Genomic DNA, 12473 nt, shown 5'->3' on the forward strand with positions numbered 1-12473 from the left:
TTTTAATTGTTACTTAAGGGAATAATAGGTAGATGCTTAGATGCTTAATAGGTAGATGCTTAGATGGTTAAATAAAATATTCTCGCCTAAGAGAGATTTAGCAGTTATGGCAAACGTCCTGGTAGATATACCATAACTACTAATTTAATAATTTTCATCAGAATTACATTAAAATTCACCAAAGCTTTACAGAAACTTCATATTGCGCCCCAAATTTGGCTTGAGTTTTGCGATCGCGCATCCATCACTCTTCCTTTCCCGATAAAATAACTTGGCACTACAACGCTCAGAAGGTAAATACGATGACTAAAGCAAAGATTGGTATTATTGGCGGTAGCGGATTATACAAAATGGATGCCCTCAAGGATGTCCGGGAGGTAGAAGTGGATACTCCCTTTGGCGCACCCTCAGATGCTTTGATTGTGGGAACTCTAGACGGAATCTCAGTTGCCTTTCTCCCCCGTCATGGCAGGGATCATACCCTTTTGCCCTCAGAGTTACCATTTCGCGCTAATATTTATGCGATGAAGCAGTTGGGTGTAGAGTATCTGATTTCGGCATCAGCGGTGGGTTCCCTGAAAGAAGAGGCGAAACCGCTGGATATGGTAGTACCGGATCAGTTTATCGATCGCACGAAGAATCGGGTATCTACTTTTTTTGGTGATGGAATCGTTGCCCACGTTGGGTTTGCCGATCCCGTATGTCACCAATTAGCAGGGGTTTTGGCAGATGCGATCGCTAGTTTAAATTTAGCAGATGTAACTTTACATCGCACTGGTACATATCTTTGTATGGAAGGGCCAGCTTTTTCTACTAAAGCTGAGTCTAACCTCTACCGTAGTTGGGGTGCAACAGTGATTGGCATGACTAATTTGCCAGAAGCAAAGTTAGCACGGGAAGCAGAAATTGCTTATGCTACCCTAGCACTAGTTACGGATTACGATTGCTGGCATCCAGATCATGACAACGTAACAGTAGATTTGGTAATTGCCAATCTCCAACGGAATGCGAGTAATGCTCAGAAAGTCATTCAAGAAACCGTGCGGCGGTTGAGTGAAAATCCACCTATTTCCGATGCCCATTCTGCCTTAAAAAATGCGATCTTAACGCCAATGAATAAAGTTTCAGGGGCAACTAAGGAGAAGTTCGGGGTGTTATTGCAGAAGTATTTGTAAAGGGCTTTTTCGATAACTATTGGGTGGCATTAGTCTGGTTTTCACTAAGGATGTGCCAGTAAATAAGCTTCACACTCAGAAGACACCCAGAAGTCGGGGTTTTTTAAAGAAACCCGACTTCTTAGCCTCTGGCAGTTTTCGATGGAATTGCGTCTATCTACAGCCCTACTCCCAGACTGGGTAGACAAGCTATTAAGTTGAATTGCTTGAGAATTTAAGGAGATAATGATGACATCTATAGTCTCAGAAAAACCCCAGAAAAGTAGAGATATTCGATTTGATATTTTAAAAGCAATTGGGCTACTATTAATTATTCTAGCTCACACTGATCCTCCCCAAAATATCGATTTAATTAGACAGTTTGATGTCCCGATGATGGTTATTGCATCGGGAACCCTTTTTTACTATTCTTCCCGAAATAAAAATGTTGATTTGTGGGACTATTTAAGAAAGAGGATTCCCCGACTCTTAGCTCCAGTGTGGTTGTTTCTGACTTTCTTCTTTGCTTCTGCATATATTACTGACTTCTTGACTAAAAAACCATACCACTTTTCCAGTCAAGAACTTTTATTTGGTTTTTTGCTGCTAGATGGAATTAACTATGTTTGGATAATTCGCGTATTTCTTTTAATTGCTATTGTTGCCCCTTTCCTTTTAAAGCTATATAGATTCCTGGGGAATGAGACTCGTTTTGCTGCTGTTATTCTCGCTATTTATATCTTTCATCAGGTGATTGCCATACCTCTTTTATATAACTGGGAAATTCCCTACAATTGGACAATGTGGAGAAGCAAGTTTTATATGTATTTAATTCCATATAGTTGCTTATTTGGGTTAGGGATGACTTTAATCGAGATGAATAAAAAATTAATGTCATTAATACTAAGTGGGAGCGCGATCGGCTTTTTATTTTATTCCGCGCTAGATTATTCTAAGGCTGGCAGTAACCTATTCAATTTCTGGTACAGCCACAAAAATGAATACAAGTTTCCGCCAAGCATAATCTTTATATTATACGGAATTCTTATGTCAATGATTCTGTACTTGTTGGTTAGTTGGGTATGGAACAATTATCGGGAATGGCTGGAAAATCATAGAGGTATTAAAGAAACAATTATTTTCATAAGTTCATCGTCATTATGGATATATTTATGGCATATTTTCTTTCTAGAGTATTGGCATCGCGTTGAATACAAATATCCGGTTATGCAAAACTATTTAGTCATTTTTATTTCGATCGCTTTTCTGGCAACAGCAACTACTTATTTGCAGAAAGTTCTTGTATCTAAGATTATTAAAACTAATCAATTTGGTCAAAATAATTCAGAGATGCTTGCTATACTATTTTTGAAGTAAAGAGATATGTCATGGAGAGTAATGCTGTAAAATTTTGTTTCGATGTTTGCAGCCGAGGAACAGTTTTAGAAGGAGCTACCTTAGAAATTATCGAAATTCCCGGTTTGGCACGTTGTCGTCAATGTGGTGCGGAGGTTACCATTGAGGAATCCTATGGTATCTGCGATCGCGGTGGTGTGGAGTTAGATATAATTTCTGGTGAAGAATTGAAAATCAAAGAAATTGAGGTGGAATTATGTGCTTAACTTGTGGTTGTTCCGATAATGCCCAACCCACCCTGACTAATCTCCAAACGGGTGAAACCATGGCGATTATTCCTGACAATAGCAAAGATAATCAACGTTGTTTAGAGTATGGAAAAACTGTCAATCCTAAAATTCGTATTTTTGAGGTTTCAGCAACAACAGGAGTTGGTTTAGAGAGTTGGTATGAATGGCTTAGAAATCAATAATTGGCTAATAGATTTGCAGGTAAGAGGTTAGAGGTTAGAGGTAAAACTTTATTCCCCACTCCCCACTCCCCACTCCCTATTCCCCATTTCTCGATGAAACCTTTTCAACCCGCAATCGCATTAATGAATCGTCTCAAATATCCGCAAAAATTTGCAGCGATTAGCTGCCTATTTATCCTCCCATTGAGCCTAGTCACTTATTTTCTGATCTCAGAAATTCAGACAAGGATTAATTTTGCCGCCAAAGAAATTATTGGCAACAGCTATCTTCGCCCCCTCAGTGAACTTTGGGTGGCGCTTCCCCAACTAAAAATTTTGCGAGATAGCAACTCAATCCAAAATTCAAGCGAAATCATCTCAACGGAAAATAAAATTGATAATAGCTTGAGTCAATTGAAACCAGTGGAACTAAAATTTGGCAAAGTTTTGGGAACTTCTGACAAGTTTAATCAACTGAGAAATAACTGGATAAATAGCAAAACTAATCGGTATAGCAACAACAAATCTGCTGAATATAATCTGCTAATTAATCAGATACATGACTTAAGAAGTCATGTAGGCAATCAATCAAACTTAATTCTCGATCCCGACTTAGACACCTACTACTTAATGGATGCGACTCTCCTCAAGCTGCCAGAAATGCAAAGGATATTAGCTGAGATTCAATCGATCTCCCAAAGTATCAAGATTCATAAGAAAGTCACACCTTTGGAAAGAGCGGAACTAATTATACTCTTGGGGATGTTGAGAGATTCTAACAGTGAACTAATGGACAATATTGATGTGGCATTTACTAATAATCCTCCAGGTAATTTACGCCCCAAACTGACACAAACTCTCAATCTATTTACCCAGAATATTAAAAAATTAACCGAACGAGTTAATCCACTAATTGATTCCGAGAAAGTACCGCAACCAGATGATTATTTTGCCGATGCGGAACAAAACTTGAAGCAAAGTTCTCTCTTGTGGAATCAAATTATTGACGAGTTAGATTTTCTTTTGCAATATCGGATTGATGGATTTGCTAGGAAACAGATACTCCTTTATATTTTTATATTTATTATTTTAGCGATTGTTGTCTATATATTTGTTGGTTTTTATTTAGGTTTGATTCAAACTATTTCGAGTTTGAGTGGAGCATCTAAGCAGATGGTGGAGGGGAATTTTGCAGATGAAATTGCCCTAGATACCCAGGATGAATTGACAGAAGTTGTCAAATCTTTTAACAATATTGCTGTAGCTTTGGTTAAAGCTAATCAGGAAATTAGCCAGCTCAATCACCGTCTGAAAACGGAAAATATCCGGATGGGTGCAGAGTTAGAAATTACCCGCAAAATACAACAAATGATCTTGCCGAAAGATTATGAATTAGCTCAGATTTCTGGCTTAGATATCGCCGGATTTATGAAACCAGCCTCTGAAGTAGGCGGCGACTACTACGATGTGCTGCAAAGTAAAGGAGCGATCAAAATTGGTATTGGTGATGTGACTGGACATGGATTAGAAAGTGGTGTATTAATGTTAATGGTACAAACAGCAGTTCGTACTTTATTGGAAAACAACGAAACCGATTACCGGAAATTCTTAGATACTCTCAATCGCACCATTTATAATAACGTTCAGCGGATGAATTCCGATAAGAATCTCAGCCTATCTTTGCTAGATTATCAAGAGGGTACTTTACATTTAAGTGGACAACATGAAGAGATGATTGTCGTGCGGAAAGAAGGGGCAATTGAACGAATTGATACTCTGGATTTAGGCTTTCCTATTGGGCTGGAAGCCGATATTACCGACTTCATATCTCAAATAGAAATTCAGTTGCACTCAGGGGATGGTGTAGTGTTATACACCGATGGTATTACTGAGGCAGAAAATATGGAAAATGTACTCTATGGGATGGAGCGACTTTGTGAGGTGATTAGCAATAACTGGCAAAAATCAGCAGTGGAAATTAGGGAAGCTGTGATTGAAGATTTGCAACAGCATATCGGCGAGCAAAAAGTTTATGATGATATCACTTTGCTGGTGCTTAAGCAGAAATAGTTTGTTGTTTGTTGTTTGTTATTTGTGGTTTGTTGTTTGTTATTTGTGGTTTGTTGTTGGGGTAGAGCATAAATTCAACTATTTGGCAATAACCTAAATCACCATAATTTTGCCAATTATTTTGCTTTATAACGGATTGTACCTGAAGACTTTGAACATGTATTAGGCAAATCATTTGCAGCTATTTTTGTGGAAGGTAATTATGAAGATCAATATCGCTATAACCATCCAGATGGCACTCAGCGCTGGATTGCCTTTTCCCAATCTTCAGTGCGAGATAAAGCAGGAGATTGTTGGATAGTTACCTCAGTTTGTACAGATATTACTCCTCGCAAACGTGCTGAAGAAGCAGTAAGACAATCAGAAGCAAAATATCGGGCGCTATACGAATCTATCGGGGTAGCAATTATCATCGGTAACCAAACCAATATCTTCACTTGCAATAAAGCAGCCGAAAAACTATTCGGTTATTCCCTTTACGAGATGATGGGCAAACACGCTAGTGAATTATCACCCCCAATTCAGGCAAACGGTGAAGATTCCTTTCCTTTAGCCAATCAACACATAGCGATTACTTTTTACAAAGGAAATCACCAATTTGAATGGATTCACCGTCGCGCTGATGGGACAGATTTTCCTGTAGAAATCTGGCTAACAGCCGTTGAAGTAGGTTCAGAAAAACTCGTACAAGCAATAATTTACGATTTAAGCGAGCGGAAAGAAGCAGAAAAAACCCTAAAAATTGCCAAAGATGCGGCAGAATCAGCCAACCGTGCCAAAAGCGCCTTTCTCGCCAATATGAGTCACGAATTACGCACACCTTTAAATGCAATTATTGGCTTTGCCCAATTAATGGATAGAGATATCGCCCTCACGCCGCAACAACGTGAATTCTTAGCAATTATCAACCGAAGTGGGGAACATTTACTCAACCTAATTAACGATGTATTGGAAATGTCGAAAATTGAAGCAGGGCGAATTATTTTAAATCCAGCACCTTTCAATTTACATTACCTCTTACAAACACTGCGAGAGATGTTTCAAATTCGCACCAAAGCCAAAAAATTATCCCTAGAATTTGATATTGCCCCCAATTTACCTCAATATATTATCACTGATGAAGGAAAACTCCGTCAAGTACTAATAAATCTATTAGGAAATGCCGTAAAATTCACTCAAACCGGAGGCATAATCCTCCGCGCAAAATCATACTCCACTCCCCACTCCCTAAACTTTGAAATAGAAGATACCGGAAGAGGCATTGCCCCATTCGAGATAGACAACTTATTTCAACCATTCGTCCAAGCCAATAGCGGTATCCAAGCCAGAGAAGGGACTGGATTAGGCTTAACAATTAGCCGTCAATTCGTTCAACTAATGGGTGGCGACATTAATTTAACCAGTACCCCAGGTAAAGGCTCAATTTTCCGCTTTAACATCCAAATAACCTTAGCAAATCCCGTAGAAACAGCCGCAAAAGTAACAAACAAAACAAGAATAATTGGACTAGCCCAAGATCAACCAGAATACCGTATTTTAATTGTAGACGATCGCCAAGAAAACCGAGACCTAATCGCCCAACTCCTCAACATCGTTGGTTTTCAAACTCGCACAGCACCAGACGGAGAAATTGCGATCGCAATTTGGCAAGAATGGCATCCTCACTTAATTTGGATGGACATGCGAATGCCTATAATAGATGGCTACGAAGCTACCAAATATATTAAAGCAAAATCAGGTGAAAGATTAGAAAATTCCGAGATACATCCCAGACATAAAACCGTCATCATTGCCTTGAGTGCTAGTGCATTTGACGAACAACAAACTAATATTTTAGCCGCTGGTTGTGACGATTTTGTACGCAAACCATTTCAGGAACAAGTTATCTTTGAAAAAATGGCTGAACATCTTGGGGTAAAATATATCCATGCCACACAACCAGATGATACAGAAACAGGGCAAAATCCCCAATCTAAAATCCCCAATCTCACCTCTGCTGATTTAACAGTTATGCCCACTGAATGGATTGAAGAATTACACCAAGCCGCCACCGAAGTTGATGCCGATAAAATAACTCAACTAATCGAGCAAATTCCCAAAACACACCATACTCTAGTAACAGGGCTTACCCAACTACTCCAGAAATTTTGCTTCGATGAAATCCTCGAATTACTCGCTCCCATTTTCCCCCCATCACCCGCCGACTAAAAAAACCTTTGCGTACCTTTGCGCTCACCTTTGCGTACCTTTGCGTTAAAAAAAAAGATTCTGCCTACTTACCTTATAATGGGAGCAGAAACCAATTGTCAGGAAAACCTCATTCAGCCAAAAATGCGCGGATGGGTAGGTGTAAAAATCAGCCTTCTGGCAAAAAGCCTTCAAAGTATTACACCATAAGCGATTGGGGCGATCGCAATCTGAACGCACCCGCGCACCTTACAGGGCAAGCGTTTCAGGGATTTTGAGTCTCAAAATAGTTGGGTATTGTTCCGCATTTTAGGGGGTTCGCGCAAATGGCACTTCAACCTCTTGCTGTGCTATGCTTGTAGATGTCAGCTCTTGCAAGGTATAATAATCCCTATAAGGGATTGAAACACTTGTATGTATTGCTTCTTTAGAGCTTCCATTTCTTGCAAGGTATAATAATCCCTATAAGGGATTGAAACATCCCTACCTTTATCGCCGGGTGTGGGACGGCAACTTGCAAGGTATAATAATCCCTATAAGGGATTGAAACAGGTGCGGATAGGTAAGTATATCTATCGCCCCGGAATCTTGCAAGGTATAATAATCCCTATAAGGGATTGAAACTCGAGAAGCACAAGGATGGAGAGAGGTCAACCACCTTGCAAGGTATAATAATCCCTATAAGGGATTGAAACCTCAAACCCTAATATCGTATGGGCTGGAAGAAAAACTTGCAAGGTATAATAATCCCTATAAGGGATTGAAACGGAAGAATAATGCGCAAAGAGGAAGCGCATACGGCGGCTTGCAAGGTATAATAATCCCTATAAGGGATTGAAACTGAACATTCCCTTGGCTATGAAAATAATAAAAGACTTGCAAGGTATAATAATCCCTATAAGGGATTGAAACCCCTACCATGCTCAAATTCAATTTGAACGGCTTGCTTGCAAGGTATAATAATCCCTATAAGGGATTGAAACGCCTAATTACTAGGAAGATGGATATCATTCTTCATCTTGCAAGGTATAATAATCCCTATAAGGGATTGAAACCATCTTTCGATTATTAATCCGGAGGAATCTATTTGCTTGCAAGGTATAATAATCCCTATAAGGGATTGAAACTTCGACATAAGCTGGTTCGAGCTTTGTTACTGCCATTTACTTGCAAGGTATAATAATCCCTATAAGGGATTGAAACTTGCGGATAGTTTATGACGGCTGGTGTCGCACCTTGCAAGGTATAATAATCCCTATAAGGGATTGAAACACACCGATACCTACATTTTTCTGATTCTTTAATCTCAGCTTGCAAGGTATAATAATCCCTATAAGGGATTGAAACTTGATTAATTCCCGTAAAGAGAACTTAACATCTGGCTTGCAAGGTATAATAATCCCTATAAGGGATTGAAACAGGAGGAATCCGATACATCGGGGATGCCGCCCTACCGCTTGCAAGGTATAATAATCCCTATAAGGGATTGAAACAGAATCCCATTTAAACCTTGTTCGGTCATGTAGTCTTGCAAGGTATAATAATCCCTATAAGGGATTGAAACAGTAATGCTGTCTCATCGCCAACCTTGCTCACAGCTTGCAAGGTATAATAATCCCTATAAGGGATTGAAACAATGATGGCATCAACATCATGCGTTATCAGGTTGTCTTGCAAGGTATAATAATCCCTATAAGGGATTGAAACTAAGTAGATTTTACTGGTAAAATAAATTATGTTCATCTTGCAAGGTATAATAATCCCTATAAGGGATTGAAACGAGTAATAATCCTTTCTCCCCCACTTTCTAGCACCGCTTGCAAGGTATAATAATCCCTATAAGGGATTGAAACTAAGTAGATTTTACTGGTAAAATAAATTATGTTCATCTTGCAAGGTATAATAATCCCTATAAGGGATTGAAACTATTTTTTGTTCTAATCGATCTAAGATTTCTGTTAAATCTTGCAAGGTATAATAATCCCTATAAGGGATTGAAACTAACTATCGCCTCTAACTCACAAAGATAGAGAACAGTGCCTTGCAAGGTATAATAATCCCTATAAGGGATTGAAACATTTGTACTTGCACGATCGCAATCTTGGGAGTAAGCTTGCAAGGTATAATAATCCCTATAAGGGATTGAAACACCGATCGCGTTTGTATTTGCGGAACCTATTCCACTTGCAAGGTATAATAATCCCTATAAGGGATTGAAACCTTCCTGTCCCGGGCAGCCCCCTGACAATATATACTTGCAAGGTATAATAATCCCTATAAGGGATTGAAACCTTCCTTCTTTACCGGGACGAATAAATTCTTGGTCTTGCAAGGTATAATAATCCCTATAAGGGATTGAAACGGTGAAGTCTGGATCACCCATTGTTTTTTGTCACCTTGCAAGGTATAATAATCCCTATAAGGGATTGAAACTCGTAGTGGGTTGATTTCCACACCCCAGTTTAGACCACTTGCAAGGTATAATAATCCCTATAAGGGATTGGAACATCCTGAGTGTCATGTAAACCTGGAATATCCACTAACCGCCATGAAAAATGCTCTTGATGTGGCTGATTACTTTCTCTCCTGTGTTGATAGAGAGGCAGGCGATACCATTTCTCATCTGAAATTGCAAAAGCTAGTGTACTACGCCCAAGCATGGAGTTTAGTTTTTAGGAATGAGCCTTTGTTTGCTCAAGATATTGAGGCTTGGGTATCTGGTCCTATTGTGCGGGATGTTTGGGAGAAATATAAAATCTATCAAGATAGAGATATTCCCGCATCGGAAAATTTCGACATTGAATTTACCGAGGATGAATTAGAAGTACTCGAAGAGGTTTGGTCCACTTACGGAGAATTAAGTGCTAAATATCTCCGAGACTTAGTTTGTGCTGAAAAACCTTGGCTAAATTCTCGCCATAGTTTAGATTTAGAATCCCCATCAATTGGTGTAATATCTTATGATAATATGAAAGAATATTATACTAATTTTGTGGAGGTATAGTTGGTAAAAAAACAAAATAAAATCCAGAAACCTTCTCCACAGAGAAAGGGAAAGCTGATTCCAGAAAAAGCGATCGCAATCCCTCCACAAACTAGTATTGATATTTAATCTATCTCTATGGGAGTAATATTTTGGTTTTTAACGCAGAGGTTTGATAGAGGTACGCAGAGTTTTTTACAGAGATTTAGTCTTGTAAAGGAAATGAGTGAGTTTTAATCAGATGATAACTCGATACAAAGAATGAAGAGTCAACCCATCAACTGGATACTCAGCTACAGCGACACGATAACTCACCTGAAAGCGACGAGAATCAGGAGCGGTAAAAATTTGTATTCTCAAAGGAATTAATAACTCATCTAACCGAGAAAGTACTTCCGACTTGTGTAATCCTGGAATTGCCATTACAAATTCCCCATTTCCCCAATACCCCAACACCTCACCATTACTAAAAACACCTTGAAAAATACGCCCCCACTCTTGCAATACCTGATTACCCATAGCATGTCCATATTCAATATTAATTTGGCGCAAATCTTCCACCACAAGTAATACAAAACAGAAATAACTATTATTTTTCTCAGCTTCCTGAATCAGCTTTTCTATCTCCCGGCTAGAATGAGGTTGATTATTTAAGCCCGTTAAAGGATCTTTACAAGAAAAACTTTGCAGCCAGCGGTTTCTTTCCCAGCGATTAACAATTCGAGTTAATAATTCTGAACCCACCACAGGTTTCACAATATAATCATCCGCACCTGCTGCAAATATTTTTTGAATCGTATCAAAATCTCGATGGGCGGTTAAAAATAGAATTGGTAATCCTTGCCACTCTTCATTATTCCGCACAGCTTGACAGATTTCAATCCCACTCATTTGGGGCATTTCTACATCCAAAATTAATAAATCCGGTTTAACCTTTTCCAAGATATCCCAAAACTGCAAAGGGTTATCCAATCCTGTCATTTTAATGCCCCAAGGTTCTAACATTGGGTGTAATGCTGATAAAAATATGGGATCGTCATCCACAACTAGCAGATTCACCAATAAGCCAGAGTGGGGAGTAGAAGAGTTTGTAGGGGTGAAGGATTTGGGGGATAACGTCTGGCTTAAATCAAAGATTTTGTCTCCAAATGTTTCACCCAGAGTGGGCAAAGCAATTGTATCATCTTGTAAATCCTGCAAATCCTGTGAATCCCGATCTATATTTTCAGTTAAATTCAGTAATTCTACTAAGGATTTTATTAAAGTTAGCACTTCCTCTTTTTGAGAACGTTTGAATTTCTTATTTGTCTGTAAAATAATCTCAATTTCTCGAGCAATATTAGTCCCATCTTCCCGATCGAACATGCCCAAGACACCAGCCAACTTATGGGCAGCTTGACTAGCAGACAGTTGTAATTCAGCCGATAAATTACCCTGACGCAAAGGATCAGCCGCTTCCTGCAAAACCTCCATCCGCTGCACCATTAACCCGCGATACTTATCCCAAAGTTTATCTATCCCTTGATTAAATTGCTTTTCTAAATTACCATAATTTTGATCTTCAATCACTTCCCCAGGCACTAAAACCTTGGGAGTGAATCGATAACCAAAACCGTAGACATTTTCAATCCAATCTACCACCCCCACAGCCTTTAACTTCTGCCGCAAACCTTTAATATGAGATTTTACACTTTCTTCTTGGGGAGGATCGTCAAAATTCCAGAGATGATCGATAATATTGGCGCGACTAAAAACTTGTTCGGGATGGCGTAAAAATAATTCCAGTAAACTATATTCCTTGGGAGTGAGAGTTAAAGGTTTCCCCTGATAAGTTACTTGACAACCACTCGGATCTAGGCAAAGTCCTTTTAGCTCTAATATAGGTGTAATCGGATTATCTTTCCGACGAATTAATGCTCGCACCCTAGCTTGTAATTCTCCCAGATCCAATGGTTTAATTAAATAATCATCAGCCCCAGCATCTAATCCGCGAATGCGATCCCGACTTGCATTTTTTGCCGTAATCAGTAAAATAGGTACGGCACACCCTTGACTACGCAAACGCTGACATAAACTAATCCCATCGAGCTTGGGTAAGTCTATATCTGTCACAATTAGATCGTAAGTAGCGCTTTGGCTATATTCCCAACCCAATTCTCCATCCTCAGCCCAATCAACAATGTAACGCTGACTCCGGAGAGACTGTACCAGAATATCTGCCAAAACATCGTCATCTTCAATTAAGAATATTCTCATGGCTCGATAAATGTAA

8 protein-coding genes and 1 CRISPR repeat array are annotated in these 12473 nt (G+C 39.1%); of the genes, 7 read left to right on the plus strand and 1 reads right to left on the minus strand.

Features of this window, described 5'->3' with window-relative positions; translation table 11 throughout:
• The first annotated feature begins 302 nt into the window (after nt 1-302).
• The 7 genes from NJ959_RS02265 to NJ959_RS02295 all read left to right on the plus strand — a co-directional run bounded on the left by NJ959_RS02265 (nt 303) and on the right by NJ959_RS02295 (nt 10222).
• Nucleotides 303-1175, plus strand: coding sequence for an S-methyl-5'-thioadenosine phosphorylase (locus NJ959_RS02265; RefSeq protein ID WP_254010119.1), 873 nt, complete (start codon nt 303-305; stop codon nt 1173-1175).
• Nucleotides 1176-1400: 225 nt separating this feature from the next.
• A complete protein-coding gene (locus tag NJ959_RS02270; RefSeq protein WP_254010120.1) occupies nt 1401-2531 on the plus strand; it encodes an acyltransferase family protein in 1131 nt (376 codons plus the stop codon).
• 11 nt (nt 2532-2542) lie between these two features.
• Complete coding sequence (locus NJ959_RS02275) at nt 2543-2776, plus strand: hydrogenase maturation nickel metallochaperone HypA/HybF (RefSeq protein ID WP_254010121.1); 234 nt, start codon at nt 2543-2545, stop codon at nt 2774-2776.
• Complete coding sequence (locus tag NJ959_RS02280) at nt 2767-2982, plus strand: hydrogenase nickel incorporation protein HypB (protein ID WP_254010122.1); 216 nt, start codon at nt 2767-2769, stop codon at nt 2980-2982. Before NJ959_RS02275 ends, NJ959_RS02280 begins: the two co-directional genes overlap by 10 nt.
• A 93-nt stretch (nt 2983-3075) precedes the next feature.
• Entirely contained in the window at nt 3076-5031 is a 1956-nt protein-coding gene (locus tag NJ959_RS02285; protein WP_373693587.1) for a SpoIIE family protein phosphatase, read from the plus strand.
• A 135-nt stretch (nt 5032-5166) separates the two neighbouring features.
• A complete protein-coding gene (locus tag NJ959_RS30390) occupies nt 5167-7239 on the plus strand; it encodes a PAS domain-containing hybrid sensor histidine kinase/response regulator (protein WP_309242539.1) in 2073 nt (690 codons plus the stop codon).
• 350 nt (nt 7240-7589) lie between these two features.
• Nucleotides 7590-9725: direct repeats of the CRISPR family, unit length 37 nt; unit sequence CTTGCAAGGTATAATAATCCCTATAAGGGATTGAAAC.
• A gap of 41 nt (nt 9726-9766) precedes the next feature.
• The gene (locus NJ959_RS02295) at nt 9767-10222 is read left to right on the plus strand and encodes a Panacea domain-containing protein (RefSeq protein ID WP_254010125.1); all 456 of its coding nucleotides are present in this window, start codon (nt 9767-9769) and stop codon (nt 10220-10222) included.
• A 216-nt stretch (nt 10223-10438) separates the two neighbouring features.
• Here NJ959_RS02295 and NJ959_RS02300 read toward each other — a convergent pair whose 3' ends face one another.
• Nucleotides 10439-12457, minus strand: a complete 2019-nt coding sequence (locus tag NJ959_RS02300) for a response regulator (protein ID WP_254010126.1) — start codon at nt 12455-12457, stop codon at nt 10439-10441.
• Nucleotides 12458-12473: the final 16 nt, after the last annotated feature.

The sequence above is a fragment of the Limnofasciculus baicalensis BBK-W-15 genome (genome assembly GCF_024178385.1).
GTDB lineage: Bacteria > Cyanobacteriota > Cyanobacteriia > Cyanobacteriales > Coleofasciculaceae > Limnofasciculus > Limnofasciculus baicalensis.

Bases quoted from the DNA above. Each gene is read 5' to 3' on its own strand.
- NJ959_RS02265 (WP_254010119.1), top strand. From the start codon at position 303: ATGACTAAAGCAAAGATTGGTATTATTGGCGGTAGCGGATTATACAAA.
- NJ959_RS02275 (WP_254010121.1), top strand. From the start codon at position 2,543: ATGGAGAGTAATGCTGTAAAATTTTGTTTCGATGTTTGCAGCCGAGGA.
- NJ959_RS02295 (WP_254010125.1), top strand. From the start codon at position 9,767: ATGAAAAATGCTCTTGATGTGGCTGATTACTTTCTCTCCTGTGTTGAT.
- NJ959_RS02270 (WP_254010120.1), top strand. From the start codon at position 1,401: ATGATGACATCTATAGTCTCAGAAAAACCCCAGAAAAGTAGAGATATT.
- NJ959_RS02300 (WP_254010126.1), bottom strand. From the start codon at position 12,457: ATGAGAATATTCTTAATTGAAGATGACGATGTTTTGGCAGATATTCTG.
- NJ959_RS02280 (WP_254010122.1), top strand. From the start codon at position 2,767: ATGTGCTTAACTTGTGGTTGTTCCGATAATGCCCAACCCACCCTGACT.
- NJ959_RS02285 (WP_373693587.1), top strand. From the start codon at position 3,076: ATGAAACCTTTTCAACCCGCAATCGCATTAATGAATCGTCTCAAATAT.